Annotated in this window: 27 protein-coding genes; 15 read left to right on the top strand and 12 right to left on the bottom strand. The window is 61.9% G+C overall.

The window, feature by feature from the left end; all coding sequences use genetic code 11:
* The first annotated feature begins 8 nt into the window (after window positions 1–8).
* Window positions 9–1,337, top strand: coding sequence for a lipase family protein (locus tag A0W34_RS26695; protein ID WP_042446378.1), 1,329 nt, complete (start codon window positions 9–11; stop codon window positions 1,335–1,337).
* Window positions 1,334–2,590: a Tat pathway signal protein gene (locus tag A0W34_RS26690; protein ID WP_081558547.1), complete on the top strand. Its 1,257-nt coding sequence runs from the start codon at window positions 1,334–1,336 to the stop codon at window positions 2,588–2,590. Before A0W34_RS26695 ends, A0W34_RS26690 begins: the two co-directional genes overlap by 4 nt.
* A 52-nt stretch (window positions 2,591–2,642) precedes the next feature.
* Here A0W34_RS26690 and A0W34_RS26685 read toward each other — a convergent pair whose 3' ends face one another.
* Both A0W34_RS26685 and A0W34_RS26680 read right to left on the bottom strand, forming a co-directional pair.
* Window positions 2,643–4,019 (bottom strand): spinster family MFS transporter, encoded by a 1,377-nt coding sequence (locus A0W34_RS26685; protein ID WP_050656777.1) that lies wholly within the window; start codon window positions 4,017–4,019, stop codon window positions 2,643–2,645.
* A gap of 52 nt (window positions 4,020–4,071) precedes the next feature.
* Window positions 4,072–4,947, bottom strand: coding sequence for an SGNH/GDSL hydrolase family protein (locus tag A0W34_RS26680; protein ID WP_081558546.1), 876 nt, complete (start codon window positions 4,945–4,947; stop codon window positions 4,072–4,074).
* A 136-nt stretch (window positions 4,948–5,083) separates the two neighbouring features.
* Here A0W34_RS26680 and A0W34_RS26675 point away from each other — a divergent pair, with 136 nt between their 5' ends.
* From A0W34_RS26675 to A0W34_RS26665, 4 genes are all read left to right on the top strand, one after another.
* Window positions 5,084–6,367 (top strand): PucR family transcriptional regulator, encoded by a 1,284-nt coding sequence (locus tag A0W34_RS26675; protein ID WP_081558875.1) that lies wholly within the window; start codon window positions 5,084–5,086, stop codon window positions 6,365–6,367.
* Window positions 6,368–6,412: 45 nt separating this feature from the next.
* On the top strand, window positions 6,413–6,550 hold the full coding sequence (locus tag A0W34_RS32845) for a hypothetical protein (protein WP_156888948.1): 138 nt from the start codon (window positions 6,413–6,415) through the stop codon (window positions 6,548–6,550).
* The gene (locus tag A0W34_RS26670) at window positions 6,547–6,846 is read left to right on the top strand and encodes a hypothetical protein (protein ID WP_156888947.1); all 300 of its coding nucleotides are present in this window, start codon (window positions 6,547–6,549) and stop codon (window positions 6,844–6,846) included. Before A0W34_RS32845 ends, A0W34_RS26670 begins: the two co-directional genes overlap by 4 nt.
* A 162-nt stretch (window positions 6,847–7,008) precedes the next feature.
* Window positions 7,009–7,737, top strand: coding sequence for a YdcF family protein (locus A0W34_RS26665; RefSeq protein WP_054781017.1), 729 nt, complete (start codon window positions 7,009–7,011; stop codon window positions 7,735–7,737).
* A gap of 2 nt (window positions 7,738–7,739) precedes the next feature.
* Here the strand turns inward: A0W34_RS26665 and A0W34_RS26660 are convergent, their stop codons facing one another.
* Window positions 7,740–8,648 carry an AraC family transcriptional regulator gene (locus A0W34_RS26660; RefSeq protein WP_081558544.1) on the bottom strand — a complete coding sequence of 303 codons (909 nt, stop codon included), beginning with the start codon at window positions 8,646–8,648 and terminating at the stop codon, window positions 7,740–7,742.
* Between the two features lie 174 nt (window positions 8,649–8,822).
* Between A0W34_RS26660 and A0W34_RS26655 the strand changes: the two genes are divergently transcribed.
* The gene (locus A0W34_RS26655) at window positions 8,823–9,515 is read left to right on the top strand and encodes an alpha/beta hydrolase (RefSeq protein ID WP_081558543.1); all 693 of its coding nucleotides are present in this window, start codon (window positions 8,823–8,825) and stop codon (window positions 9,513–9,515) included.
* 54 nt (window positions 9,516–9,569) lie between these two features.
* Here A0W34_RS26655 and A0W34_RS26650 read toward each other — a convergent pair whose 3' ends face one another.
* Window positions 9,570–10,001 (bottom strand): MarR family winged helix-turn-helix transcriptional regulator, encoded by a 432-nt coding sequence (locus A0W34_RS26650; RefSeq protein WP_003942924.1) that lies wholly within the window; start codon window positions 9,999–10,001, stop codon window positions 9,570–9,572.
* Between the two features lie 147 nt (window positions 10,002–10,148).
* The gene (locus A0W34_RS26645) at window positions 10,149–10,817 is read right to left on the bottom strand and encodes a DsbA family protein (RefSeq protein ID WP_007730785.1); all 669 of its coding nucleotides are present in this window, start codon (window positions 10,815–10,817) and stop codon (window positions 10,149–10,151) included.
* A 140-nt stretch (window positions 10,818–10,957) separates the two neighbouring features.
* Between A0W34_RS26645 and A0W34_RS26640 the strand changes: the two genes are divergently transcribed.
* The gene (locus A0W34_RS26640) at window positions 10,958–11,785 is read left to right on the top strand and encodes a helix-turn-helix domain-containing protein (protein ID WP_030536057.1); all 828 of its coding nucleotides are present in this window, start codon (window positions 10,958–10,960) and stop codon (window positions 11,783–11,785) included.
* Here the strand turns inward: A0W34_RS26640 and A0W34_RS26635 are convergent.
* Window positions 11,772–12,767 (bottom strand): ABC transporter substrate-binding protein, encoded by a 996-nt coding sequence (locus A0W34_RS26635; protein WP_003943156.1) that lies wholly within the window; start codon window positions 12,765–12,767, stop codon window positions 11,772–11,774. The two genes, A0W34_RS26640 and A0W34_RS26635, sit on opposite strands and share 14 nt — an antisense overlap.
* Before the next feature lie 6 nt (window positions 12,768–12,773).
* Complete coding sequence (locus A0W34_RS26630) at window positions 12,774–14,168, bottom strand: MFS transporter (protein ID WP_003942889.1); 1,395 nt, start codon at window positions 14,166–14,168, stop codon at window positions 12,774–12,776.
* Between the two features lie 119 nt (window positions 14,169–14,287).
* Between A0W34_RS26630 and A0W34_RS26625 the strand changes: the two genes are divergently transcribed.
* A complete protein-coding gene (locus A0W34_RS26625) occupies window positions 14,288–14,950 on the top strand; it encodes a TetR/AcrR family transcriptional regulator (protein WP_007730788.1) in 663 nt (220 codons plus the stop codon).
* Window positions 14,951–14,956: 6 nt separating this feature from the next.
* Here A0W34_RS26625 and A0W34_RS26620 read toward each other — a convergent pair whose 3' ends face one another.
* Window positions 14,957–16,177 carry an SfnB family sulfur acquisition oxidoreductase gene (locus A0W34_RS26620; RefSeq protein ID WP_081558542.1) on the bottom strand — a complete coding sequence of 407 codons (1,221 nt, stop codon included), beginning with the start codon at window positions 16,175–16,177 and terminating at the stop codon, window positions 14,957–14,959.
* Window positions 16,178–16,275: 98 nt separating this feature from the next.
* Here A0W34_RS26620 and sfnG point away from each other — a divergent pair, with 98 nt between their 5' ends.
* Window positions 16,276–17,400, top strand: a complete 1,125-nt coding sequence (gene sfnG, locus A0W34_RS26615) for a dimethylsulfone monooxygenase SfnG (protein WP_007730790.1) — start codon at window positions 16,276–16,278, stop codon at window positions 17,398–17,400.
* Window positions 17,401–17,412: 12 nt separating this feature from the next.
* Here sfnG and A0W34_RS26610 read toward each other — a convergent pair whose 3' ends face one another.
* Window positions 17,413–18,939: an aldehyde dehydrogenase family protein gene (locus tag A0W34_RS26610; RefSeq protein ID WP_081558874.1), complete on the bottom strand. Its 1,527-nt coding sequence runs from the start codon at window positions 18,937–18,939 to the stop codon at window positions 17,413–17,415.
* Between the two features lie 127 nt (window positions 18,940–19,066).
* Here A0W34_RS26610 and A0W34_RS26605 point away from each other — a divergent pair, with 127 nt between their 5' ends.
* Window positions 19,067–20,209 carry an acyl-CoA dehydrogenase family protein gene (locus A0W34_RS26605; protein ID WP_007730792.1) on the top strand — a complete coding sequence of 381 codons (1,143 nt, stop codon included), beginning with the start codon at window positions 19,067–19,069 and terminating at the stop codon, window positions 20,207–20,209.
* A 9-nt stretch (window positions 20,210–20,218) separates the two neighbouring features.
* Window positions 20,219–20,911, top strand: coding sequence for a GntR family transcriptional regulator (locus A0W34_RS26600; RefSeq protein WP_054781111.1), 693 nt, complete (start codon window positions 20,219–20,221; stop codon window positions 20,909–20,911).
* A 10-nt stretch (window positions 20,912–20,921) separates the two neighbouring features.
* Here A0W34_RS26600 and A0W34_RS26595 read toward each other — a convergent pair whose 3' ends face one another.
* A complete protein-coding gene (locus tag A0W34_RS26595; protein WP_063315555.1) occupies window positions 20,922–21,542 on the bottom strand; it encodes a TetR/AcrR family transcriptional regulator in 621 nt (206 codons plus the stop codon).
* Window positions 21,543–21,658: 116 nt separating this feature from the next.
* On the opposite strand from A0W34_RS26595, the gene A0W34_RS26590 reads away from it, so the two are divergent.
* The 3 genes from A0W34_RS26590 to A0W34_RS26580 all read left to right on the top strand — a co-directional run bounded on the left by A0W34_RS26590 (window position 21,659) and on the right by A0W34_RS26580 (window position 25,014).
* Window positions 21,659–22,528: an oxygenase MpaB family protein gene (locus A0W34_RS26590; protein WP_042446353.1), complete on the top strand. Its 870-nt coding sequence runs from the start codon at window positions 21,659–21,661 to the stop codon at window positions 22,526–22,528.
* A 104-nt stretch (window positions 22,529–22,632) separates the two neighbouring features.
* Entirely contained in the window at window positions 22,633–23,772 is a 1,140-nt protein-coding gene (locus A0W34_RS26585; protein ID WP_042446349.1) for an EstA family serine hydrolase, read from the top strand.
* Window positions 23,773–23,919: 147 nt separating this feature from the next.
* Complete coding sequence (locus tag A0W34_RS26580; protein ID WP_042446343.1) at window positions 23,920–25,014, top strand: GGDEF domain-containing protein; 1,095 nt, start codon at window positions 23,920–23,922, stop codon at window positions 25,012–25,014.
* A gap of 9 nt (window positions 25,015–25,023) precedes the next feature.
* Here the strand turns inward: A0W34_RS26580 and A0W34_RS26575 are convergent, their stop codons facing one another.
* Both A0W34_RS26575 and A0W34_RS26570 read right to left on the bottom strand, forming a co-directional pair.
* Window positions 25,024–25,236, bottom strand: coding sequence for a hypothetical protein (locus A0W34_RS26575; RefSeq protein ID WP_007730800.1), 213 nt, complete (start codon window positions 25,234–25,236; stop codon window positions 25,024–25,026).
* A gap of 32 nt (window positions 25,237–25,268) precedes the next feature.
* Window positions 25,269–26,699: an MFS transporter gene (locus tag A0W34_RS26570; RefSeq protein WP_042446339.1), complete on the bottom strand. Its 1,431-nt coding sequence runs from the start codon at window positions 26,697–26,699 to the stop codon at window positions 25,269–25,271.
* Window positions 26,700–26,761: the final 62 nt, after the last annotated feature.

Here is a 26,761-nt window from a genome sequence, read left to right as displayed (position 1 = left end):
CGTGAACGATGTTTGACTCGACGTGGCGACGGTGGTCATGGCGCGCCGGAACGGCATCGGCCCTGGCAGTGGCCTTGTTTGCGGTGGGGTCGCCGGCTGGCGCGCAGGAGACCGTCGACCTGGCCGACGTGTTCAACCCGTTGGTCGTGAAGGCACTCCAAGGCGCTGACATTTCCACCGAATTGACTCCACTCGGGCTCTCGTCCGATGATCCGTGGTTCGACGAACCCGAAATCGAGCCGGGTACCGCCCCCGGCACTCTTCTCAAAGCGCGTCCGGTCAGCGTGCAGGTCTACCAGGTCCGTCCCGACGTGGTCTCGGCTCATCAACTGATGTACACCACCACTGATCACTTCGGTCGGCAGGTGATCAGCACCGGAATTCTGATGATTCCCGAGGACGGAACTGCGCCAGGTGATCGCAAGATCATCGGATACGCCGAGGCGAACGACAGCCTCGGCGCGAACTGCGCACCAAGTCACCAGTGGACCGGCGGCAATCAGAGCGACCCGGCGATGTTCTCGGCGCTCGGCCCGGTGGCTCAGATGTTCGGCCACGGCTGGGCAGTGATGATGAGCGACGTCGGCAACGACGGCGACACTGCTCCCCATCCGTTCTCGATCGGACAGTTCTCAGGGAAGGCAACGCTCGACGGCGTTCGGGCAGCACTCGCGCTTCCGGAAGGTGGCCTCGAATCAGACACCCCTGTCGGCATCTACGGTGTCGCCGGAGGCGGTGTCGCAGCGGGCTTTGCCGCGGAACAAGCCCATGATTATGCGCCGGAACTGAACGTCCAGGCCAGTGCCATTCAGGCGATGATGATCGACCCCGCAACGTTCGAGGAAACAGCGGCCGGTGGGATCGGTTCCGGATTCGTCTTCTCGAGCATTCTCGGATTCGACGCGGGCTACCCCGACGTTCGGCTCGACGACCATCTGACTCCGATCGGTCACAACGTCGCCGCAGCCTTCCGCGCGTCCTGCCAGGCGCTCTACCTCGGACTCCCATTCGTTCCGTTCGACGTCCTACTCACCAACCCTTCGCCCCGAACGATCCCTGCGCTGGCCGCGGCGTACGCGGACAACACGTTGGGAAAGCAGGCGCCGGCTTCCAAGCTTCTGATTTCTTCCTGTGAGGACGACTTTCTCGTTCCCTTCAGTGAGGCAGAGCAATTGGCGCAGACATATCGAGCAGACGGCGGCAACGTGGACCTGCTCCCGTCGCAGTGCGGGCCGCTCGATTACGTGACCAACCTGTACAAGACGGTGACCGATCAGCTGGGTATGCAGGACATCGCCTGGCTGGCAAAGACGTTCGACGAAGCCGAGGGACGATGAGCTTGCGGAAGTCTCTGACGCGCAGGGATTTTGCGCGCACGGTTCTCGTTGCTTCGGCAGGTATCGGCGGTGCCGTCGTACTGGGAGGCAGGGCGTCCGCGGGTACTGGTGAGCTCGACAGGTACCTCGACCTCGAAGCAGTGAACGCAAACGCCGAAGCCACGGGCGGTCTGCATCCTTCTCTGCCATCGGATTCCGCGACGCTGCGGTCTTTGGTGGATACCGCCCGAGCCTCGGGAGTGGATCCGCATCGCTATCAGACACTGCTCAAGCAGTACTGGCTCGCGGTCGGGACGGAGTCGGCAGGTATCGATCTCGCTTCGTGGACTCCGTTCGACGGTGTGCACGCGAATCTCGGAAACCTCACCAACACTTTCCAATTCTACGAGCGACTCCAGCTCGAGCATCGAGAGCTGCAGTGGGCAGGTATGGGAGGAATGGTCGGGCCCGCTTTCGCCGGTGGACTCCTCGACTTGGACTACGGGCGGGTTGTGCTGGAAGTCCAAGCGATCAGCGAGGCGATGGCACTGGTGTGGCGAGAGATCGACCGCATCGGGGCGCCGGTTGCATCGTCGATGGGAGCGCCCGAGGACATTGCGGCACTTCTCGAGGTCGGCCACGAGATTCGCCCCGAGGACGTGATGTGGTTCCAGGGGAAAGTGATTGCGATGAGCAAACACATCTTCTCGGACCTGATTCCCATGCACATGGCGTGGGTTCACGACGGTGTCGACGGCATCGCCGAACTCGATCGCGCAGGGCTGCTCGACGAGAACGCCCGTATCGCGTGGAACAACATTGCTTCGGGGACACCGGAATCGGTCTTCGACGGCAATGTGCGTCTGCTGCGAAGGGAGCAGTACCAGTCGGTGGGTGATCAGTGGGACGAGGCGAAGGCCTACCGCGGTAGCGTTGGTCGCTCGTTGACTTACCTGACCACCTTCGCCGCATCACCGTCGATGCCTGGCGTCGTGCCGCCACGCGAGTCGAACCCGCTCTCGTTCGAGGTGGGCAATGCTGTTGTGCAAACGCCGCTTCCGGACTTCAACTGGGCGGACCGGGATGGTCGTTGGACCTACATCAACGATCAGTTGCTCCCGGTCTACAACAACCTGATGAAGAATCAACCGGAACTGTGGCGAGCGACGCTGGCCGCGCCCGTCTCCGTTCGGATAACCGAGCAGCGACTGATCGCTCGCTTGCCGGACATGTTGCGGTCCATGTTGTCGACTCTGGCGATTACGGTCAACTGAACTCGGCGGTGGCGGGGCCTCAGGGTCCCGCCACCGCCCGTGAACTTGTCGGTCAGGCCTGGCTCAGCTCCGCTTGCATGCGCGCGGAGTCCTTGCCGACAGTGCGGGTAGCCAGGTAGATGAATACCGCGGTGAGTGCCAACATGATCGGCACGAGATACATGGCCGAGTTCAACCCGTCGCCGGCGTACTGAGCCAACTTCCCGGTACCGGCATCTGCAAGTGCACGCTTGGCGAACCAGTCCGAGATCGCTCCAACGGCAACCGGTCCGGAGAATCCGCCGAGAAGGTACATGGCAGCGAAGAACAACGCAGTCGCAGTGCCGCGGAGCCTGGGAACCACGACGTCGTGAATGGCAGGGTAGACGCTGATGTAGAAGCCGTAGGCCAGAAGCCACCCGGCCGAGAACAAGAGCGTGAACATCACGACGTTTCCGCCGTGTTGCAACAGTGCCAGCGCCGTCAAAGGTGCCGCCAATGCCGAGGTTCCGACACCGATCATCAACCGTGCGCGTGGTGAGCGTGCGCTGGCCTTGTCAGCGTAGCGAGCGCCGAGAAGCAATCCGATCAGGCCCGTGATTCCGACGATGATGCCGGTGACCGATGCCGCCGCAGTCAGTTTCAGGTGGTACTGGCGCATGAGCAGCGGGACGACAAACGAATTCACTGCGTAGGCGGCGAAGTTGAACGTCAGCCCGGCAAGGATGAGCCAACGAAGCGTGGGAATTGCGAGCAGACGACGGATCGGGCGGGTGATCGGTGCCTCTGAAACAGCGGCTGCGCGGGCCTCCGGACTTTCGGAACCACCACGAACCGGATCTGCCATGCGGTAGAGCACGACTGCAAGCAGGACACCGGGAATCGCCGCGAGGAAGAACGGTGCACGCCAGCTGTCGAATGCCTCGGCGATCTTGCCGACGGTGAAGTAGGCGAGCATGAGGCCAATTGGCAAACCGAGCATGAAGACACCAAGTGCGCGTGAGCGTCGTTCTGCCGGGTAGATATCACCGATCATCGAGTTGGCTGCAGGTGTGAAGGTCGCTTCGCCCACACCGACGCCGAGACGCGCGAGGATGAACAGCACATAGCTGCCGGCGGCACCGGTTGCTGCCGTCAGTCCGCTCCACACCAGGAGTCCGATCCCGATGATCTTGGGACGGTTCTTCGTGTCGGCCAACCGGCCCAGAGGCAGTCCTGCGACTGCGTAGACGAGGGTGAATGCAGAGGTGATCAATCCCAATTGCAAGTCGCTGAGCGAAAACTCGTTCTTGATCGGCTCGGCAACGACTGAGGGGATCGCCCGGTCGAAGAAGTTGAGCATGTTCGCGAGAAACAGGGCGACGAGTGTGCCGCCGAGAAGTTTGTCACGTGTTCCGACAGGGGCGCCGTCGACGGACGGCAGCGGCGGAGCGTCTCGTTGAATTGACATGATTGTTCCACCCTTTTCGCGAGTGCTGAATGAATTGTGCTGGGGGAGAAGCTCAGGACAGAGCGTCGGCGACCGTTTTCCCGATCGCCTGCATCCCGGCCGCAGTGGGATGCAGTGGAACCGCCGGCTGGGTAGGGACGATTCCCGTGTAGTAAGCAGTGGCAGGGTCCGTGCAGATGTCATGCCCGGCAGTGGTTTCGGTGATGTCGATGTACTCGACGCCGTAACGGGCCGCAGTTGCTGCCATGACCGTGTTGCCGTAGTCGATCACACTCTGGAGATAGTCGGCGTCGCGCGGCCAGAACGGCTGAGTGTCGGGGCAGCCGCCACCACGGATGTATGTGCCGTATCCGACCACGACGATGCGCGCCGAAGGTGCTCGATCCTGCGCGACTTCGATCATGGAACTCCAACCTGTGGACGCATTTTCGATCATCTGTCGCTGTTGATCGACGCCACCGGAGGTGAACTTGTCACGGCAGGACGTTCCGGCGGGTTCGGGGAGTGGATTGACGCAGCTCAGAACTGTCGGGAACAACGAGATGTCGTTGGCACCGATGGTGATGGTGACGAGGTCGGTATCAGGCCCCAATGCTGTTGCCTGCGGTGATACTTGACCGGAGAACGTCGATTGTGCGGTGTCCGTGACGTTGGCGGATCGCGCCGACGAGCAGGTCATATCCGTGAGTTGAGCGCCGAGTTCTCGCGCCACCACGGACGGGTAGTTGTCGAGTGATCGTAGACACCCCGGTGACGACGAGTCCTGCGCGGTGACCAGTGGGCCGGCCGCCGCGGAATCGCCGAGCGCGACGTACTGGATAGTGCTGACCGCTGTCTCGGCACTCGACACACCGGTCCCGAGAGCCGCGATCGAACCGGCAGCCACGACGCCTGCCAGAATGGCTGCGCTGCGCGTTTTCCACGTCACTCGAGGCTCCTCTTGGTCGAAGGTGGGACTTCCAGTTACGCCGCTGATTGTGAATTCGTGAGTGGCGTGGGTTACATAGTGATAGGAAAAAGGCAGGTCGGCCTTGTGGTGGCAATTCAATTCTGTGGAGGGTTTTGTGTCAGGAAACAAAAATCTGCCGTTCGAGCCGATCCTGGTTGGTGGCAGATCTCTGGCCGACCGACTGGCGCAACGCACCCATCCACTGGTCATTGAGACAGTCGATCTGGTCCACCGCGACGTCACCTTCTACCGGTTGCTCCCTGACGAGGCATTGCGTAACGACGTCACCACCATCGTGAGGCGCAATCTGGAACTGTTCATTTCGATGCTGCGGACCGGCGCCGATCTGACGCCCGAGTTGCTCGCCGACATCAGCGAATCGGCTCGCCAACGGGCTCAGGAATTGGTTCCACTCGGTGAGGTGCTGAGGGCATATCACCTGGCAGCCGGGCTGTGGTGGGAGACCATCAGCGAATGGGCGGTCCCGGAAGACGGTGTCGCACTTGCCCGCACCGGACGACTCCTGAATGCATACACCGCGGCCTCCGCGTCGGCGGTTCTTGCCGGCTACGGTTCCGACCATGCCACCCAGACGGACGAGGATTCTGCGCGAAGGTCATTGTTCGTAGCACTTTCGACGGGTGTCGATGTTGATCGGGTCTCCGACGATGTGGGCATCCGGTTGGCGCGCCTGTACTGGGTGGTGGCGCTGCACGTCGAACGGAATGACGACGAGTCCTCGACCGAGGTGGACACTGCCGTCGCCGAGCGGAGAAAGGTGCGCCACCTGCAACGAGAGCTCGATCAGGTGGGGCGTGACAAAGCGCTCGGGGTGCTCGGGAGCAGTGGCGGAGCCGTACTGATTCCTATTGTGGAATCGGAACCCGCTGAGGGGAACTGGGCGTCGAGTCCGCAGTATTTGTCATTGTGTCGACGATTGGGTGATCTCGAGAAGGTCATCGGTGCATCGACGGTTGCCGCCGTACATGTCGCGGCACCGCCGGCAATTCCCGCAGCGGTGTCGCAGGCGCGCGAGGTGCTGAACGTTGCCCGAAAGTACGGCCGTACAAGTGGGGTCGTGCGTCTCGAGGATTTTGCAGTCGAGTATCAACTGACCCGCCCGAGCGCTGCGCTGCCGATCCTCGCAGATGTGTTGTCGCCGTTGGAGTCCGATCCTGCCGTGCTCGAGACGCTCGAATCTTTCATCGACTCCGGATTCGATCGAGCTACCACCGCTCGGCAGTTGCACGTACACCCGAACACGGTCGTGTACCGCCTGCGTAAAGCGAGTTCCCTGACGGGACTTGACCTGTCGTCACCGAAAGATCTTGTACAGGTCACCATGGCGCTGGGAGCGCGTCGCGCGCTCGGAATGGAGGCGGACTCTTCCCAAACGTGATGCGTCTGTGGTTCTCTGTGAACGTGTCTGATTCTCGGATTGGCAATGCGGCCGGGAGACATGGCGAGACTGGGTCAGCTGATGGTGCAACGAGGCGCGTGGCGTGATCAGACGTTGATCGACTCCGCCTACCTCGACGAGTTGTCCGCGCCCTCTCCGTCCAATGGGGGTACGGCTTCTTGACCTGGGTGAACGCGGGCGAGGACTTCTACTCCGTGAATGCGCCGGTGAGCAAGTATGTTTCGCATCCGGTGTGGCAGAACGCGCCTCGGGATCTCTATCTCCAGGAGTTCTTGCGGCTTGTCGTCGCTTCGATCGTGGACGTTTCACCGCCGCCGTACGTCGGGCCTCCCGTGCATGGGTCGGGTGGTCCGCTCATCGACGATCCGTCACAGCTCGTCGGCTTCGCGAACCCCGAATTGATCTTCGACACGATGGTCGGGACGGGCGAGCAGGAACACCCGGATGCAACATCGTGATCTGCAACAACGAATTGTTGCCGTTCAGTGTCGCCGACCTGCTCGGGGATGCTGCAGCTCAGATCGGTAACGCGGCAGGCGCGTCGATTCGAGATGCTGGTAGATGACGGTTTCGAACCCGAATTGTTGCCCAATATTTATGTTTAATCTGTGTGACGGTCAGTGAACAGTAAATTTGAGTCAAATGATGCAATCGCGACGAAATGTTCGTTACCGTGGGCTGGACAATCGACAATCTGGGGGTTCGGCTACATGGCAAATGTTCGTAGGTCTCTGACGAAGGGATTGATTGCTGCTTCGGTAATCGCCGCAGCCGGAGTGGGATTGACGCCGGCGACAGCGAGTGCCGACATCACTCCGACGACGGTCGTCAACGGCATCCTGTCGACGGTGGGCGGCTGCCAAACACCGGTGCGGTCTCTCATTCTCGCGTGCACGAGTGCTGAGACGCTGACACGCCAGTCGCCCGTGCTGCTCGACCTCAACCCCGTGGGCACGAACATCGTCGTCTTGGGTGCCGGCCTCTTCGACGACGGCACGATGCGTCCGATGTTGGTCGACCGGCTTCAGGCGGCGCTCCAGCTGGCCCGTCAGTACCCGCAGTCTCCGATCATCACAAGCGGTGGGGCTCCGAAGGCCGGAGTAACGGAAGCCAGGGCGATGCGCGAATGGCTCGTTGCCAACGGCGTCAACCCGGGCCGGATCACCGAAGAGGGAACTTCGTGGTCGACGGTCGAGAATGCGATCAACTCTGCGCGGATTCTCGCCGATCGAGGCGCGACCGGCGTGGTTGTGGTCTCGAGCGCCAATCACGTGGAGCGCGCGATGGTGGACTTCCGCGTTGCAGTTCTCGGCCGGATCCCGGTCGCAGGCGTAATCGCTGCGACCTGACGTCAGTGATTGTGGGAGTTGGACTTTCGCCAGTTCAACGGCGAGGCGTCGAATCGTCGACGGAAGGCGCGGCTGAACGCGGCATCGGATTCGTAGCCGACAGTTATCGCAATGGTTCCGACCGGCTCGGTGGTTTGCACGAGTAGTTCGGCGGCACGGTCGAGTCGGCGCTCGGTGATGTAAGCGCCGGGCGTCTGGCCGACCAGTCGCGAGAAGCGCTCCGCAAAAGACGATCTCGACAGGGTGGACAGCGTCGCCAGTTCGTCGATGGTCCAGTTGCGTGACGGGTCGTTGTGGACGGCCTCGAGGGCCTGCCCGATTCGTGGATCCATTGCTGCGGTCAACCATCCGCCGTTCGATCCGTCCGCTCGAGCCCACGCTCTGAGGATCTGGACGAAGAGAAGGTCGAGAATCCGGGAAACCATCACGGAGGAACCAGGTTTCGGATCGTCCACCTCGGCGCCCAACAGTCGGCTGCTCACCTCGAGCCACTCGACCGGGGTTCCTTGTGTCGCGCGCAGTTCGACGAAGTCCGGCAGAACGGACAGCAGTCGCTGCGCTGCGACGTCGTCGAGTGTGAAAGTACCGAAAAGCCAACATGTTTCGTTTTTCGTGTGCATCGGCATCGCATTCTCGATCGTATGAGCATGCCCATGGGGTAACAGTACGAGTTCCCCGGGGCCGAGTTCGATCGGGGCTTTGCCCTGCGTTCTGATCACGATGTCACCGTGCTCGGCAATGTGAAGTGCTCGCACCCCCGTGGGTACCTCCACGGTGAAGTTCTCGCCGTGGACGCAGCGATGAATCTGATCACCGCGAAGGTGGACGACTTCGAGAACGTGCGAGAGGGTGTCCCGGGTTCGAGTCTCGTCGGTGGTGGGTGCGTACCGCTGTGATGATGTTGTCCTCATGGATCGATCACTCCGATGTCTCGAGCATTCGGCGTTTCTGCACAAAAACTTGGCAATCTGGTCATGGTTATTGATCCAGGATCCCCTTAACGTGGGTAACAGGCAAGGTCTGGGTTTCGAAGGCTTGCCGATCGTCGGAGTATTCGTCGCACTGCGTATCTGGAGGAGTTGGTCATGACAGAGAAGGTAAACATCGTTCTGGTGCATGGAGCCTGGGGAGACGGTTCTCATTGGCGTCACGTCATACCCACCCTGCACAACGCCGGGCATCGAGTGGTTGCGGTCCAGAATCCGCTTACTTCGCTCGCCGACGACGTGGACCGGACCAGGAAGTTGGCCGAATCGATGGACGGCCCGACCCTGCTGGTCGGACACTCGTACGGCGGCGCGGTGATCACAGGCGCGGGTCATGCGGAAAACGTTGTGGGACTGGTATATATCGCTGCCTTCGCGCTGGACGAGGGTGACAGCCTGGGAAGTATCTTCGCCCGCACGGATCAGCCGGCGGGCGCGGCGAACATCGCGCCGGACGCCGAGGGCTTCTTGTGGATCGCCCCGGACAAGTTTCAGGAGAGTTTCAGTCAGGATCTCGACGACACGGAAGCATTGGTCATGGCGCTGACGCAGAAACCCATTGCGGGTCAGTGCTTCTCGGACCCGTCAGGGCCGCCGGCATGGCGTGGGAAGCCCAGTTGGTATCAGGTTTCAGGGCAGGACCGAATGATTCCGCCGGAAACCGAGCGATGGATGGCAGAGCGTATCGGTGCCCGCGAGATCGAGGAACTCGACGCAGGCCATGCATCCTTGGCGTCCCACCCGCACGAGGTCACCCAGTTGATCCTGCGTGCTGCTGCAGAATTGTCGTGACGGCGTAAATCGTCCGGCTGTTCGAGTGGGCTGCCCATCACGACTAATTTGTCGTCAGTCCTCGGAACTGCCCAGTCGGTGAAGCAGCGCTGTCAGCGTGGTGATGTCGTCCGTATCCCATTTCGCGAGTCGGGCGCGCCAGCGATCTATCTGGTGATTGCGGATGGTCGTGAGCTTCGTTCGCGCCTCAGGGGTCAGAGCTACCAACTTGGCGCGAGCGTCGTCGGGATCGGGGATTCGTTCCACCAGGCCGAGTCGAGCTGCGGCGTCGATTTGCCTGGTCAAGGTGGACTTCTCGATATCGAGGGTGCAGATCAGGTCGGACATCCGCACCGCATCCGAACGGTTCAGGATGACCAGAACCGGGTAGAGCGCCGGATCGAGTTTGGGATGAATTGCGCGCGCATAGGTGCGCGCCTGGGCGCGTCCTCGTTGCCACATGTCGGCAAGTTCCATCTCCAGGCCCGTGATCGGATCTGAAACCACTGTCGTTTCCCCTTTGGTGCGATTCGTTCGGTGTTCATCAAACCAGAAGGGGGGCCGAAGTGATTTGGGTGAAGTCACGCTGAGCGAAAGGTACGTTCGGCGTACTGAAGGCGCCGGGCGTACCTTTCGCTCGCAAAAGTGCGTGGGTCAAGCCACCGCATACGCCCGCACGCACGTGTTCAGGTCGCGGGTGAGATCGGCCGCGGTACTGGTCGGAGAACCGAATTTCACGACGGACCCGTCGCTCCCGTGGAACAACAGCGTCGGAAACGAAGTGGCGCCGAGCCTGCGTGCTCGGACGAAATCAGCGCGGGCGGCATCCTTCGAGGCGGCGGTGAACAGGGAAGACACCGCGGCAGATGGGTCGAGTTGGAGGGATTCCGCGATGGATCGGTACGTCTCGGGATCGGAAAGGCTGCGACCGTCTCGGTAGAACGCGATCTGCATGGCCTCCGCGATGTCGAGGGCGCGTGTCGGATCTTGCGCGCGCAGTGCGGCGAGTCCGATCGCTGCATCCGTCGAATCCATGACGAACCGCCCATCAGTCACCAGTTGTGAATATCCGTCACCGAAGACAGCGCCGGTCTGGGCGGCGATGGTGGCGTTGGCTGATTTCAGGTACGGAGCCGAAGACATGGGCGCGACGCGCTCACCGGTGAACAGTCCGCCGCTGACCACGGACAAGTCGATGGAATCGGCATTTTGACGGACGAACTCCGTCAACGCAGGGCCGAAGCCGAAACACCACCCGCAATAGGCGTCGAAGACGTAGGTGAGTTGCGTCTTGCCTGCTGTTTCCGAGCGTGATGTCTGCACTGGAAGATTCCTATCCGAGCGTGAACTGATTGATACCCTGACGGTATGTCGCATTCGGGTATTCGGTCACGGTGAAGATGAGTCCCGAACTAGTGAAAAACAGACAAGTACCCGTCCGGGACGTCGGGTACGCATCGTCGGTGGCTGACGCGACCGAGATCGAAGTACTCAGCCTGGACACCATTCGCATCAACGGGGGAAGCGCAGAGTTCGTCGGCCCCCAACGTCCGCAATTTCACTTGCTCGCGCTGGTGACCGAGGGCTCGGCGCTACACACCATCGACTTCGTGAACTACGCGGTGAGCCCGGGGACCGTTTTCTGGGTCAGACCGGGGCAGGTGCAACAGTGGGGGCGAATCCAGGACTTCGAGGCGACGGTTGTTCTGTTCACACCCTCGTCGCTCGATGCCGTCAGCCAGCAGTTGTTGGACGGGAACGCTCGCAGTCGGCAGGCAGCGTGGCAGTTGTCCGGCGAGAACCTCGAGACCATCAGCACGGGTATGAAACACCTGAACCTGAACTACGGCTGCCCGGATACTTCCGCGCCGGTCGTTCGCGCGGCCATTCTGCGGCACACGCTGACAGCAATTCTGTTGAAACTGACCCATCTCGGTGGACAGGAACAGAGTTCCGTGCTGGCGCACAATGACGTGTTCGAAAGGTTTCATGCCGTTGTCGAACGTGACTTCGCCACGGTCCGTTCGGTTTCGGAGTACGCCAACAAGATCGGGTACTCCGAGAAGACTGTGCTGCGGGCCACCCGAGCCGCTGCCGGGATGACGGCAAAGCAGTACATCGATCAGCGTGTGGTTCTCGAAGCGAAACGTCTGCTGTCTTTCGGCACGGACACGGTCACCCAGGTGGCGTCGAAGTTGGGGTTCGACGATTCTGCGAACTTCACGAAGTTCTTCGCCACCCGGGTGGGTGTTTCTCCGCTGACCTTCCGTCAGGACGTCAGAGCGCGCTGAATGCCGCCCATCGCGCGTCGGCGCTGTCGAGGGTTCCGATACTGTTCTGCCCCTTGCCATGTGCGATGCCGTCCAGATCCTGGATGATCCAGTAGATGGCAAAAGGATGGCTGCCGAACCAGAGATCACCGCTGACGTCCAGAGCGTGCGCCGGATCGGGTGTCAGGTTGTCGAACAGTGGAGTGTTTCGCACGATGGATGCGTCGTACTGCTGCCCGGAAAGTACGGCGACGGTCTGCGCCGCATGCTCGGGTAGGAGTTCCGGCGAGACGGGGGAAATCGTGCCGGTGTCTTGATTGTTGGTCGCGTTGACTTCCGATGCCGGCCTGGTGAATCCGGCCTCGGTGACCAGTGTGGAGATGGGAGTGGTCGGTGGCACGGTGAACAGGTTTCCGCTGTAGCCGAGAAGGATCGCAAGGCTCTGGCCGGCAGCCGCGGACTTGACGCCTTCGAGGCCGGATTCCAGCTTTCCGATCATGGCGGTAGCTTCGCTGCCTCGATCGAGCTGTGCCCCAGCTTGTTCGAGCACATCACGCCACGGCGCCGAGTACGGGAGGACCAAGGTTGGCGCCACGGAATTGATCTGCGCGAACAGGCTCGGTAGTGGACCGGCATTGCTCATCAAGATCTCGTCGGGTTCGACGGACGCGATCTCCTCGACGGCGGGGTTGGCGAAGAAAGTCGGCTTGTCGAGAACTTCGACGCCCTGCTCGCGCAGAATCGACTTGGCGACGTCCGATCGCAGGGTGCTGTAGACGACGGTGGGCTTCACGCCGAGTGCGAGTGCACTCAACCCCGCGTACTCGTCGAGCGCGAGAATGCGCTGCGGTGAGGCCGGAACTTCGACGGTGCCGAGTTCGTGGGTGACGGAGCGAGTTGCAGAGGCGGTGTCGGACTCGGCGGAGCTGCTGCACGCGCTTGCGCCGGCGACGGTCAGGAGAAGCGCCGAGACGATGCCGAATGCGGTTCGGGTGGTGAACATCTGAGGTCAACGATCCATTCGTGGGAAGAAGAAGGACAGGAGGGTACCGGCCAGCAGTAGGCCGGAGCAGACGAAGAGGGCTTGGGAGTATCCGGAAACCAGTGCTTCGGTCGGCGCGCTGTCCGAACGTGCCGTCGAGGAAGCGGCGACGCTCACGAGAACGGCTAGTCCGAGTGAACCGCCGATCTGACGCGATGTACTCAGTAGCCCGGATGCCATGCCGACTTCTTCGGGGGGAGCGTCGGCGGTGGCGACGTTACTGAGCGGCATGAACGACAGACCGATGCCGATGCTCGCCAGAAGCGAAGGCACCAGGATGACGGCCCAGAAGGGACTGTCGAGGTTCATGGTCGAAAACATGAAAGTTCCGATTGCGGCGACTGCTGTCCCGACTACGAGCAGCGGTCGAACTCCGTAGCGCGGAAGGAGTTTGGTGGACGCGAGGATGCCGATCACCAGGCCGAAGCAGAAGGGCAGGAAAGCCAGACCGGTGGTGGTCGGTGAATAGCCCAGCCCGCGTTGCAGGAAGAGTGAGACGAAGAAGAACGCGCTGAACTGTGCCGCGCACACCAGGCACATGATGGCGTTGGCCAGTCCGATTCGGGGTCGAAGCAGGGTGGACAGTCGTACCAGTGGTGTGGCGCAGCGGCTTTCGACCACAACGAAAGCAGTGAGCAGCGCGATCGTGAGCGCGAATCCACCCAGCACGTAACCCGAAGTCCAGGAATGTGATTCCGTGGCGATCACTGTGCCGACAAGGGCGGTGATTCCGGCCGTCGCCAAGATGGCTCCGGGGAGATCGAGAGAGCCGCCTCTGGCGGCTTGGCCGGCCGGCAGGCCGCGGGCACCGGCAACTGCGGCGATCAGGGCCACTGGTGCGCCGGCGAACATCACCCATCGCCAACTGAGCCCTTCGGTCAAAATGCCGCTCAGGACGACACCGAGTGCGCCGCCCAGTGCTGACGACATTGCGCCGATGCCGAATGCCTTGGCCCTGGCGCGTCCGGTGGGAAAGGCCTGACTGAGGGCGGCGAGCCCGGCCGGAGCGATCAGTGCAGCGCCGACGCCTTGAAGCGCCCGAGCTCCGACAAGCATTTCGGCGGACACGGAGAAGGTGCCGACGATGCTGACGAGGGCGAACAGCAGAAGCCCGGAAACCAGAACTCGACGAGTGCCCATCACGTCGCACAGACGACCGCCGAGAAGCAGCAGTCCGCCGAAGGCGAGGGCGTACGCGTTGACGACCCAGGACAACCCGGCGTCGGAAAAGTTCAGCGATTCCTGGATGTCGGGCAGCGCGACGTTGATGACCGACATGTCGAAGGCCACCAGGAACTGCGCTGCCGCGGCGGCTGTGAGGACCAGAGCCGGTGCGGCTACCGCTCGAGTTGTTGTTGTCATTGCAGGTACCTAATTTGTATACGCGTTCTCATAAGTAGTTAGGTTTACCTTGCTGGCGACTGAGATGCAAGGGGTTCCCCGGGCGAGAGCGTCGTAGCAGGGGCGCGCACAATCGACGGATGGCCGAAAAGATGGAACCGAGATCACCGCGGCTCGGACGTCCCCCGACGATCACGTCGGAGCAGATAGTCGACGAGGCGAAACGGCAGCTTCAGACCGGCGGCGCCGACGCGTTGAGCATGCGCGCGTTGGCGAAGTCGCTCGGCACCACGCCGATGGCGCTGTACCGGCACGTGGGCGACAAGGAACAGCTGATCAGCGCGGTGCTCGATGTGTACTCACAAGATCTCGGCGCGCTGGTCCTGCCGCAGGATCAGGTCGAACGGCTTCGCACGATCTTCACCGCGATCTTCGAAAAGCTGGCGTCGGAGCGCTGGATCATCGAGTTGCTTCAGCGCGGTGGCCGTGGTGGGAGCGGCGCTGTGGTCTTGGTCGATCGGGCGATGGCCGCGTGTGTCGAACTCGGTATGTCACCTCGTCGCGCACTGTTGATCTATCGAGCGCTGTGGAACTACACACTCGGCGCATTGCTCAACATCTACGACACCACTACGCGACCGGAAGGCAGCGTGTCACCTCTCGCGGTCAAGATCCGAGAAATCGGGCCCGAGAAACTGCCGGTGCTCAGTGAGGTGCTCGAGGACTGGCCGGGAGGGACGACGACTGAGAGCTACTTGGAAGGACTGGAAGTCTTGATCAGCGGATATATGAACTCCGACTGAGTGTGTTCACAGCAGTCCGTGCCGCGGTGGGATTGTCCCGGACAGTGTCCACCGGCCGATGTGCTGGACCTTCCACCTCGTCGGATCGTGCAGGGTGTGCGTGCGCGCGTCACGCCAGAATCGGGAGAGGTTCGCCGATTCGCCCGCGCTTCTGGTGCCACCGATCTCGAACAAAGTGCTCGTGGCCGCCAATGACGCCCTGGCGCCGACCACTTTGGCAGTTGCAGCGTCGATGGATGCTCGGGCCGTGGAGTCCTCGGTGGGATCACGACGCGCCACGTCGATCGATCGCGCTGCTTCCGCCAAGAGGGATCTGGCAGCGCGAACCTCGATTGCCGCTTCGCCGGCGAGTTGAACGAGCAGTGGATCCTCCACCGCTGTATCGACTTTCGCCTCGAAGAAGGGACGCGCCTTTGCCGCGAGTTTCACGGATTCACGCAGTGCAGCCGACGCGATGCCGGTGTCGATCGCGGCGTGCAGGATCTGGGCCTGTGCTCCGTAGGTGGTCGGGTGAGTGAAGAGCGACGTGAATGGTACGACATTGAACCGCGGCACCGAAACGGATTCCAGGGTCACAGTTCCGCTTGCAGTTGTCTTCTGTCCCATGCCGTCCCAGTCGTCGACGATCGACAGTCCGGGGGTATTCCGGGGTAGGTAGACCGCGGATTTCACCTGTGCGCCGGTCTCGGTGAATTGATCCGCATTGGCGGCACGCACCACGATCCAATCTGCGAAAAGCGCTCCGGTGCAATAGAATTTTCGACCTTCGAGCACAAAGTCTTTCCCGTCGGGGGTGAGAGTGGTGCCGTCGATGTCGATGGTCTTGTTGCCGCGCTCGCTCTGGGCGTTGGCGAACTGCTTACCCGACAATGCTTCGGCGTAGAAGAACTGCTTCTGCTCGTTAGACCCCTGGTACCGGAGCGCTTCCAGGAAAGTGAAGTGGCTGTGCGGAATCTGCGCGATGCTGGGATCGCCCTCGGCGAGTAGGCGGAAGACCTCGGCCAACGTCTCGGTGCTTGCGTCGATGCCACCGAACTCCTTCGGCACCGAGAGTCCGAGCAAGCCGGACCGCGCCAGGGTGCGAACCTCGTCGTGGGGGAGGAGGCGCTGCGCATCGCGGACTCCGGCACCTGCCGCGAACTCGTCGGACAGCTGTGACGCCACCGAGAGCGCCTCGTCCTCGCTGGTGATGCGGTGCGCGATCTCCTGAATGTCCACAGCAGTCATGCTGCCACCGTTTCACAGTCGCAGCACCCACCCAACACTTACAACCTGTGTGATCGCTACCCTGGAAACCACTGGGAACTGCATGTTTGCTGGGTTTCATGTCTACTGAACGTATCGCCGACGAGATCAAGTTCGCCTACTGGGTGCCCAATGTCAGTGGTGGTCTGGTCACCTCCGACATCGAGCAGCGGACCAGCTGGGACTACGAGTACAACAAGAAGCTGGCACAGACCGCCGAGAACAACGGCTTCGAGTACGCCCTGAGCCAGGTACGTTACGAGGCGAGCTACGGGGCCGAATTCCAGCACGAATCCACGAGCTTCAGCCTTGCGCTTCTCCTGGCCACCGAGAAGCTCAAGGTGATCGCCGCGGTGCATCCGGGACTCTGGCAGCCGGCCGTGTTGGCGAAACTGGGCGCTACCGCCGATCACTTGTCGAACGGTCGTTTTGCCGTCAACGTCGTCAGTGGTTGGTTCAAGGACGAGTTCACACATCTAGGCGAGCCGTGGCTCGAGCACGACGAGCGTTATCGGCGTAGCGCCGAGTTCCTTCAGGTTCTTCGGAAGATCTGGACGGAAGACGACGTCGATTTCCGCGGCGACTTCTACCGCATCCACGACTTCACGTTGAAGCCGAAGCCTCTCAACACTCCGGAGCGCCCCAATCCCGAACTGTTCCAAGGTGGTAACTCGGCGGCAGCCCGTGAGAACGCGGGCCGGTATTCGGATTGGTACTTCAGTAACGGCAAGGACTACGACGGCGTCACCGAACAGTTGGTCGACGTTCGCCGTGTTGCTCGTGAGAACGATCGGGAGGTCAAGTTCGGGCTCAACGGATTCATCATCGCCCGCGACACCGAGGCGGAAGCAAAGGACACACTGCGCGAGATCATCGCCAAGGCCAACCGCCCTGCGGTCGAGGGATTCAAGAATGCAGTCCAACAGGCCGGCGCATCGACCGCGTCCAAGGACGGGATGTGGGCGGATTCGACGTTCGAGGACTTGGTTCAGTACAACGACGGTTTCCGCTCACAACTGATCGGCACGCCGGAACAAATCGCGCATCGGATCGTCGAATATCGCCGTCGCGGTGTCGATCTGATTCTCGGCGGATTCCTGCATTTCCAGGAGGAGATCGAATACTTCGGGGCCAAGGTGCTTCCGCTGGTTCGTGAACTCGAAGCAGCCGACAGCGACGAGCAGGTGCTCGTCACCGCCGGCTGATCGCCTGATCTCTCAGGACTTCGCGTGGCGTTTCGCCAGCATCCAACGTGAGATCTTCATGTCCCTGGCTTTTCGCTCGATGGTCAGCAGGTCCAGTGGAGCGCTGAACTTCTGAACGGCCAGTGATTTCACACTGCTGAACTCACGCAGCCCATCGGCTCCGTGGATACGGCCGAATCCGGAATCGCCGACCCCGCCGAACGGCAGGGCGGCGATTCCGGCGAAACCGAGAACCGAATTGACCGTGACGACACCGCAGTCGAGCTTCTCGGCAATTGCTCGGCCCTTCGACGAACTCTTGGTGAACACCGAGGCGCCCAAGCCGTACTTCGACGCATTGGCGTGTTCGATCCCCTCGTTCATGTCGGCGACCTTGTTCACCACGACGCTCGGGCCGAACGTCTCCTCGGTGATCGCCGTGGAATCCTCCGGAACATCCGTCAGGATGATCGGATCGATGAACGGACCGTTGAACGAATCAAGTCCGCCGAGTACAGCTTTCGCGCCGCGACTGAGAGCGTCTTCGATCTGGCCCCGGACTATCCCAGTCTGCTTTCCCAGCGTCATCGGCCCGTAGGTCGAGCTGTCGGTGGCGCCGGCGTGGGCGTCTCGTAGCGCGGCGGTGAGCTTGGACAGGAAGGCGTCGTACACGGGCGCTGCGACGTAGATTCGTTCGACGCCGGCACAGGTTTGTCCGCCGTTGCCCACTGCCCCGAATGCCGCGAAGCTCACGGCCGCATCGAGGTTGGCGTCGGAGTCCACCAGCATGGCGTCCTTGCCGCCGCATTCGGCGACCAGGGGGGTGAGGGTGTCCGCGCAGGCGGCCATTACGCGCTTTGCGGTAGCGGTCGAACCGGTGAATGCGATCTTGTCGACACCGGACGAACACAGAAGTGCACCGGTTTTTCCGTCACCGGTAATGGTCTGCAGGACAGGGTGTCCGGGTGCGGCGATGTTCCACAGCCGGGCCAATTCGACGCCGACGCCTGGTGAGAGTTCGCTCGGTTTGAAGACTACGGCGTTGCCGGCGGCCAGTGCGTAGCCGATCGACCCCATCGGTGTGTACAGCGGATAGTTCCAGGGGCCGATCACGCCGACGACGCCCATCGGCCGGTAGCCGACGGATGCAGACTGGTTGGCGCTGATCAGTCCTGCACCGACGCGTCTGCGGCGCAACACTTTCTGTGCGTTGCGTGCCGCCCAGTCGAGATGTTCGACGGCCAGCATGACTTCGAGTAGTGCGTCGTCGCTGGGTTTTCCGGTCTCGGCGGAAATGATCGCCGCCATCGATTCGGCGTGAGTGGCGATCGCGGCGCGGAAATTGCCGAGCACCTTCCGGCGGCCTTGGAATCCGAGTTGATCCCACCACTTCGACGCCGTGCGTGCTGCGGCGACCGCTTTCTCGATCTCCTGCTGGTCTGCAATGGGGTGCTGCGCGACCACGGAATCATTGCGAGGGTCGAGGCTCGCGAAAGTGTGATCGTCCGATCTCGGATCTGTCGACGTGGACGTGCTCTGGCGGCCGAGCTGTTCTGTCATGTTCTTCAGATCCTCCACATGTCGGTGCATCACATATATGTGATGTGATTTACTGTGCTGGTAGTCACAGTATGCGTCGGACCGGGCTCCGACAAGCCTCCAGCCTCATCTCACTCGGGAGTTTTCGATGTACATGGATTTCACGCAGGAGCAGTCTGATTTCGCCAAGTCGGTAGCGTCGTTCTGCAAGAAGGAAAGTGGTACCCGTGAGCAGCGAGACCTGCTGACCGATCATGGCGCCCATAACCACAACCAGGCGTTCTACGAGAAGATGGCGGAATTGGGATGGCTCGGGCTGACTGTCCCGGAGGAATACGGCGGATCCGCCGGAAGCACGGTCGACCTGTGCATCTTTCTGGAGGAAGCCGCCAAGGGCATGGCGCCGATCGGTGGACTCGGCCCGACCGTCATCACCGGGGCTGCATACGAGAAGTTCGGCAGTCCGGCCCAGAAGGAGGCAGTGCTCGGCGGGATCGTCCGTGGCGCGTCTCAGTCGATCTCGATGTCCGAACCCGAAGCGGGCTCCGACGTGGGAAATCTGAGTTGCCGCGCCGAGAAGGTCGACGGTGGGTGGCTGATCAACGGCCAGAAGACGTGGTGTTCCAACGCGCACTTCGCCGAGAACATCCTTCTGGTGGCTCGCACATCCCGAGGTGAAGGCAAGCATGAGGGCCTGACGATGTTCCATGTCCCGGCCGACATCTCCGGATTGAAGATCAGTGGAATCGACACCATGGGCGGCAAGGAGGTCAACGATCTCTACTTCACCGACACATTCCTGCCCGAGGACGCGGTGGTTGGCGAAGTCGGCAACGGCTGGCGTCAACTCATGGCCGGACTCAACATCGAACGCCTCATCCTCGCGGCGATGATGCTCGGGACCGCGCAGCGCGCTTTCGACGACACCCTCGAATTCGTCACCACGCGTAAGCAGTTCGGCCGTCCGGTCGGATCGTTTCAGGCGCTTCGCCACCGGATCGCGGATCTCGCCACGGAGATCGAATGCGGCCGTCTGCTGGTCTACAGCGTGGCCCGAATGGTCGACGCCAACCCGACCAAGATGTTCCCGCGGGAAGCGTCGATGGCCAAGCTCAAGCTGACCGAGACCGCCAAGAAGGTCGCGCTCGAGGGGATGCAGATGATGGGTGGGTACGGTTACGCGACTGAGTTCGACATGGAGCACCATGTGCGAAAGACTCTTGTGTCCTCCATTTATGGTGGTACCAACGAGATTCAGCGAGACATCATCGGCAAAACGTACGGACTGTGAGGATCGGTTGTGGCAACGTCTGCACGCACTCGGAGAGCGACATCTGAGCTGAGGAGACGGCCACAGTTGTCGGAGGACGTGGCCAACCACGTTCGCAACCTGATCATGTCCGGCTCGGTCCGTCCGGGCGAGTTCGTCAGGCTGGACGAAACGGCGGCCGACCTCGGGGTCAGCGTCACGCCGGTGCGAGAAGCCCTCGTCGCATTACGCGGCGAGGGGATGGTCGAGTTGGTTCCGCATCGCGGCTATCTCGTCTCGCCCCTCAGTCGCCAGGACATCGAAGACATCTTCTGGTTGCAGGGGCAGATCGCGGTCAAGCTGGCGTTGCGGGCGATGGACAGCATCACCGCTGATCAACTCGCGGAACTCGCGGAACTCAATGCCGATTTGCGAGCGGCGGTCGACGCTTCGGATGCAGCTGCGATCGAGCAGTGCGAATTCGAGTTCCATCGCCTGATCAATCGCGCTGCGGGTGGTGCGAAGTTGGCATGGTTCCTGTTCGGCGCGATTCGGTACACCCCTGCTCGTCTCTACGCGACGGATCCAGGCTGGGGTGAGCTTGCGGTATCGAGCCACGATGCTTTGATCGCGGCGTTCGAGAAGCACGATCGAGAACAGGTGGACGCGCAGATGAGTCTGCAGTTCTCCGACGGCGCTGCTCGACTTCTCGCTCACCTCGACAACATCGGGATCTGGGACTGAATGCAGGAGCTCAAGACGGCGGCAGGGCGGGTGCGAGCAGGATCGCCGCACATTCGGCGACCAGTTCTTCTTCCGTCACGTCGATGTACCCGTCGAGCCATGCACTGAGGGTCTGCGCCAGGCCGCCGACCAGGAACGTGGCCGTCAGGGTCAGATGACCGCTGTCGTTCAATCGGTAGAAGGTCTTCGCGTTGGCGGCCAGGAGACCGATGAATATCGTCGTCGACGCTTGGCGTTTCTCGGCCAGGACAGGGCTCGTCAGGGCGCTGGAGAACAGTAGACGTCCGCGACGGGGATCGTTCGCGATAGAGCGGACGATGTTCGCGATTCCAGCGAGCGCCTTGCCGCGTTCGGTCTCGGCGGCGTCCACTGCAGCCTGGGTTGAAACGGCGATGTCCGTGATGACGGTGTCGTAGACGGCCGACATCAGAGCATCACGATCGGTGAAGCTCTCGTAGAAGTACCGCGCCGCGACACCGGCCTTCTTGCACACTCCGCGGACCGTCAGTTCGGGCTCGGCGGAGCCCATGAGTTCCAGACCGGCCTCGATCAGCGCCTCCCGTCGTTGGGCTATGCGGAGCGCGCCGTCGACGCCACCGTACGAACGCGGTTGGTCATTCATGAAGACCATCTTTGCATCCCGAGATTGCTTGACATCTCGGCATTTCGGCGTTTCACTCATCTGAGAACATGCGTTCGCAGATATCGACTCGAAGGGGTTCTGCCATGACGGTGAGTAGGGATTCGATGGACGGGCGCGAGGAAGCGGTGGTAGGCGGCATCGGAGCGGTCGGCGTCCAGGCGGTCGACATCGACGCCGAGGTTGAAAAGGCGATGTCCGGGCTCGGACTGTTGGCCGCAGGCGCCAACGTCATCATGCAGTTGGCGCGCCCGGCGGTGGGGTACGGCGTGTACGAGAGCAAGGTCGAGACGGGTCGGTTGGATCGGCATCCGGTGAAGCGAACCCGGACGACGCTGACGTATCTCGCGGTGGCGAGCCTGGCGACGGACGAAGAAAAGAAGCTGTACCGACGCGCAGTCAACGGCTCTCACAAGCACGTTCGCTCCGATGAGAACAGCGCGGTCGAATACAACGCGTTCGATCCCGAACTGCAGTTGTGGGTAGCCGCCTGCCTGTACCGAGGCTTCGAGGACGTCTACAAAATCTTGTACGGGGATCTCGATCCGGTAACCCGGGATGCGTTCTATCAGCGCAGCGCCACGTTCGGTACAACCCTTCAGATGCGACGCGACATGTGGCCGGCGGACCGGGATGCGTTCGAGGTCTACTGGAACGAGAACCTCGACAAGGTGGCGATCGACGAGACGATTCGTGAGCATCTCTACGGGATCGCGTCGGCGACCTTCACTCCGAAGCTGTTGCATCCCGTGGTCGGTCCGCTCAACCGATTTGTCACCACCGGGTTCCTGCCCCAAGCCTTTCGTGACGAAATGCGGCTCCCGTGGTCAGTGCGTCAGCAGCGTAACTTCGACCGATCCATGCGCGTCGCCGCGCTGGTCAATCGGTTCAGTCCGAAGATTCTGCGGATGTTTCCCTACAACTTCTATCTCTGGGATCTGCGTCGGCGCATCGCCAAGGGAATCCCGTTGGTCTGAGCCGACTCTGGCACTTGAAGTGATTGACACCACAGGTGAATCGGACACATACTCAACGTAGTTGAAGTTGACGTCAAGTTTCATCATTCCTGTGGAGGCTGTCAGTGGCGAACATCGAAGGCGTATGTGACCAGCGATTCTCTGGCTTGAAGGAGGCGCTGGCACGCAATCTCGATTCCGGCGAGGACGTCGGGGCAGCGATCGCACTGACGATCGACGGCGAATCCGTCGTCGACATGTGGGGCGGTTGGGTCGACGTCGAGCACACTGCTCCTTGGTCTCGCGACACCGTTACCAATGTCTGGTCCTGCAGCAAGACCGTGACCGCACTGGCCGCGCTCATGCTCGTCGACCGCGGGTTGCTTGATCTCGACGCCCCGGTCGCGCAGTACTGGCCGGAATTCGCAGCAGCGGGCAAGGACCGAATTCGGGTCCGGCAACTGTTGTCGCACACCTCGGGTGTGTCGGGGTGGGATCAACCGTTCACGCTCGAGAACATTTGCGACGACGAATATGCCACCGCCCGGTTGGCGACGCAGGCTCCGTGGTGGGAACCGGGTACGGCATCCGGATACCACGCCCTCAACTACGGCCACCTGATCGGCGAGGTCGTCAGGCGCATCGACGGACGAACCCTCGGCCGCTTCATCGACGAGGAAATCGCCGGCCCACTCGATGCTGATTTCCGCCTGGGCTTGCCGAAGTCGGAATACGGGCGAGTCTCGAATGTGATTGCGCCACCGCCGTTGCCGATCGACATCGCGGCACTCGGGATGGACAACATCATGGTGAAGACATTCACCGCGCCGCCCGCTGACGCTACAGGTTCGTGGACCGACGGGTGGCGCGCCGCCGAGATCGGTGCGGCCAACGGTCATTCGAATGCGAGGGCACTCGCAAGGATCCAATCGGTGATCGCGTGCGGTGGCAAGGTCGGTGACGTTCGCTTGCTGTCGGAGGAAACGATCGACAAGATCTTCGAGGAGCAGTCGTACGGGGTCGACCTCGTCCTCGGCGTGCCGGTCCGCTTCGGCGTCGGATTCGGATTGCCGACGCCCGAGTCCGTCCCGTTCATTCCGGAGGGGCGAATCTGCTTCTGGGGAGGTTGGGGTGGCTCGCAGATCATCATCGACACCGAGAAGCGCATGACGTTCTCGTACGTGATGAACAAGATGGGGCCGGGTCTGCTCGGTTCCGAGAGATCGGCGCAGTACGTATCGGCGGCCTACGACGCTTTGAGTTGATCGACCGATTCAAATCCGGCAGAACGGTTTTTGTCTGTCGCCGCTGACTATGCTGCCGGATATGCCAGTGTGCTCCGGGGGGAAATCAGCGAGTCCGTTTCGTCGAAGTACGCCCAAAAGTTGCGGAGCTGCATCGGCTGATCGGCGATGAACGGTTTGGTCGACGTCGTCATGCGCTGGTGGCAGTTGCCGGACCAGTTCCACAGTTTCAGCAGGTACCTCCAGGACCGCGGGTTCTTGACTTCCTGCCGGGCGCTGGTCGGCGGAACAGCATTCTGGATGGGGCTGGTGTTGCTGTCGGCGCGATTCAGTGACGTCGGTCCGCAAGGTACGTTCTGGCGAGCGGTCAATCTGGCGGTCATCGCGCTGTGCCTCGGCGCGGCCCTGATCTGGTGGCTGTTTCCGCCTACGCCGCTGTGGTCGTACACCTTTGTCGTGGGTTCCGACGTCGCGATTGCGGCGGCGGCCGCAACCGACTCGGAACCGCTGGGACGACTCATCGCGTGCGTCGTTTTCGCGTCGATCGGCGGCTACATCGCGTTCTTCCACAATCCGAAACTCCAAGTCGGTCACTTGGTCTTCGCCTCGACCGTCACGGTGCTTTCGGGGTGGACTTTGTTGTTCGGGCCAGCAGCGGACGTCGGCTTGGGACTGGCGAAGATCTCGGTTGTGCTGGCTACGATCATCGTGATTCCTGTTGTGTCACAGATTGTTCTGGCGGTCCTGGGTTCGGATGCCACTACCTCCGACATCGACCCGTTGACCGGACTGCTCAACCGTCGCGGATTGGCGCGTCGGGTGAACGACTTGATGGGCGCTCCGGTCACCGAAGCGGATGCACTGCTCGTAGTGGTGATCGACCTCGATCGCTTCAAGACGATCAACGACGTTCACGGCCATGACGTAGGAGACAGCACGATCATGCGAACTGCACTGCGCATCCGTTTGTGGACAACCCAGTCCGCCTTGACTGCTCGTATGGGCGGTGACGAGTTCGTCGTGGTCGAACGGGTACCGGTCAGCGTGATCTCCAGGCTGGAAGGACAGATCCGCTCCGCGATGGACGGAGCGAACGATGACCCTCCGACGAGCGCGAGCATCGGAATGGCGGTCCGCACCGCGCCCCGGAATCCGGGTGAGTCAGTCGACGCTGCTTTTGCCGAACTCTTCCGCGTCGCGGACTCGGTGATGTACGAAGCGAAGCGCGAAGGTGGCAACCAGGTGCGGGCGAGCCTGGTCTGATGTGAGAGCTCAGTCGGCGAAGCTCAGACCACGTTCGGCGAGTGCTTCGCGCAGAATCCTCAAGGCCTTCGGTCCCATCCCGTGCAAAGCGCCGAGTTCCTTCTCGGACACGGACGTCAGCTGCGCGAGATGGGTGTAACCCGCTGCGATCAGCGCGCGCTGTGCGGGAGCTCCCGTCTTCGGGAAGTCGGTTTCCACTGTGCCCGGATCCGGTTCTGTCACTGGCCAACTCCTCCGTGTGGGTTTCTCACAGTTTAGCGAGCGTCGTGAACGATTTCGGGGCTGCCGATTTTGTCGGGCGTTCGCGGAAGTGCGCGAGCTGCCACGGCAATGCCGATGATCGAGACAGCGGCGAAGGTGAAGAGAAGCAATTGCGCAGAACGAAGCGTCGACGGTTCGCCGATGTTGACCAGCACTCCGGCCAGGGCTGCACCGAAGGCATTGGCGATCAGCTGAACGGTGTTGATGGCAGCCGAGGCACGCGCACCTTCTCCGGGATCGGTGACCGAGGTCATCGCCCCGACTGCAAGATGAGGCCAGGCGATGCCGATTCCGACGCCGGCGAACAGCAGTCCGATCACCCACGCGACCATCGCACCGGCGCCGGCGTGTTCGGTGAGAAATGCTGCCATGATGCCCAACCCGATCGCGACGAGGATCGGACCGCTGACAACGATTCGTCGCACGATACGAGGGGTCGTGGCCGAGGCGCTCGGGATTTCGCCGAGAGTCCAGCCGAGAGCGAGTGCGGCCCCGAGGAATCCGGCCGCGAGAGGCGCCAGGCCGGCAAGTCGTTGCCCGAAGAGTGGAATGAACGTCTCGACGGTCGACGCGACAGCGAGGACGACGATGGTCAGGTACACCCATTTGAGGGACGACGCGTTGAACGTCGACGGCGGTAGTACGCCGTGGCGCGAGCGACGGTCAGCGGCGACAAAGGCGATCAGTAGCAGCACAGCGGCGAGAACCATTGCGGCGGTCACGGCGAGGTTGGACAGAATTCCGGCAACGCTGACCAGCAAAGCTGCCGCAGTCAGCAATGCCAGCGAGAGGACCGGCACCGGGCTACTGGTGGTGCTGCCCGGTTCATGTGCCGGTAGCGCGCTGGGGACGAGAGCGGCGACTGCGATCGTCGCGATGACCAGGACGCCGAAAGCCCATCGCCAGGCTCCGAACTGAGCAAAGACACCGCCGATTGCAGGGCCGGCGAAGGTGCCGACTCCCCACATCGCCGAAACCAGCGCGGCCCCGCGAGTCCACAGATGTCTGGGGAGCGCGGCATTGATGACGGCGTAACCGAGACCGGCCAGCAGGCCACCGCCCGAACCCTGGATCGTGCGGCCGACCAACAGCAATTCCATCGTCGGGCTGACCGCACAGACAACGGTGCCGAGCGCGAAGATCGCGAGGCCGATCAGGTAGGCCCCGCGCGGTCCCCTGGCAGCGAGGACGTTGGTGACCAACATCGAAGAGATGACGGAAGCAATGAGGAAGACCGTCGCGGTCCAGGCGTAGTACTGCTGACCGCCGATGTCGTCGATGGCAGTCGGAAGCAGGCTGGTCGTCAGGTAGACGTTGGTCGCGTACAGCGCAACGCCGCCTGCGAGGACGGTAGCGGTGCCGAGGTATCGACCGCTCAGGAGTTGCCGCCAGGTTCCGGCGGGAGCATCGGTGGGGGAGTGCATGTTGTCGAAGGTAGAATCTCGAGTGCGCTTCAGGTCAATGTCGCGCAGCCATTGGGAGGCAG

It is taken from the genome of Rhodococcus sp. BH4 (genome assembly GCF_002079265.1).
Lineage (GTDB): Bacteria > Actinomycetota > Actinomycetes > Mycobacteriales > Mycobacteriaceae > Rhodococcus_F > Rhodococcus_F qingshengii.
Note: the sequence above shows the minus strand (reverse complement) of the source record. Positions and strands in the feature narration are given on the sequence as shown.

Bases quoted from the DNA above. Each gene is read 5' to 3' on its own strand.
- A0W34_RS26695 (WP_042446378.1), top strand. From the start codon at position 9: ATGTTTGACTCGACGTGGCGACGGTGGTCATGGCGCGCCGGAACGGCA.
- A0W34_RS26635 (WP_003943156.1), bottom strand. From the start codon at position 12,767: ATGTTCACCACCCGAACCGCATTCGGCATCGTCTCGGCGCTTCTCCTG.
- A0W34_RS26620 (WP_081558542.1), bottom strand. From the start codon at position 16,177: ATGACTGCTGTGGACATTCAGGAGATCGCGCACCGCATCACCAGCGAG.
- A0W34_RS32845 (WP_156888948.1), top strand. From the start codon at position 6,413: ATGCGGCCGGGAGACATGGCGAGACTGGGTCAGCTGATGGTGCAACGA.
- A0W34_RS26605 (WP_007730792.1), top strand. From the start codon at position 19,067: ATGTACATGGATTTCACGCAGGAGCAGTCTGATTTCGCCAAGTCGGTA.
- sfnG (WP_007730790.1), top strand. From the start codon at position 16,276: ATGTCTACTGAACGTATCGCCGACGAGATCAAGTTCGCCTACTGGGTG.
- A0W34_RS26690 (WP_081558547.1), top strand. From the start codon at position 1,334: ATGAGCTTGCGGAAGTCTCTGACGCGCAGGGATTTTGCGCGCACGGTT.
- A0W34_RS26655 (WP_081558543.1), top strand. From the start codon at position 8,823: ATGACAGAGAAGGTAAACATCGTTCTGGTGCATGGAGCCTGGGGAGAC.
- A0W34_RS26660 (WP_081558544.1), bottom strand. From the start codon at position 8,648: ATGAGGACAACATCATCACAGCGGTACGCACCCACCACCGACGAGACT.
- A0W34_RS26610 (WP_081558874.1), bottom strand. From the start codon at position 18,939: ATGACAGAACAGCTCGGCCGCCAGAGCACGTCCACGTCGACAGATCCG.
- A0W34_RS26590 (WP_042446353.1), top strand. From the start codon at position 21,659: ATGGACGGGCGCGAGGAAGCGGTGGTAGGCGGCATCGGAGCGGTCGGC.
- A0W34_RS26570 (WP_042446339.1), bottom strand. From the start codon at position 26,699: ATGCACTCCCCCACCGATGCTCCCGCCGGAACCTGGCGGCAACTCCTG.
- A0W34_RS26625 (WP_007730788.1), top strand. From the start codon at position 14,288: ATGGCCGAAAAGATGGAACCGAGATCACCGCGGCTCGGACGTCCCCCG.
- A0W34_RS26595 (WP_063315555.1), bottom strand. From the start codon at position 21,542: ATGGTCTTCATGAATGACCAACCGCGTTCGTACGGTGGCGTCGACGGC.
- A0W34_RS26630 (WP_003942889.1), bottom strand. From the start codon at position 14,168: ATGACAACAACAACTCGAGCGGTAGCCGCACCGGCTCTGGTCCTCACA.
- A0W34_RS26685 (WP_050656777.1), bottom strand. From the start codon at position 4,019: ATGTCAATTCAACGAGACGCTCCGCCGCTGCCGTCCGTCGACGGCGCC.
- A0W34_RS26580 (WP_042446343.1), top strand. From the start codon at position 23,920: ATGAACGGTTTGGTCGACGTCGTCATGCGCTGGTGGCAGTTGCCGGAC.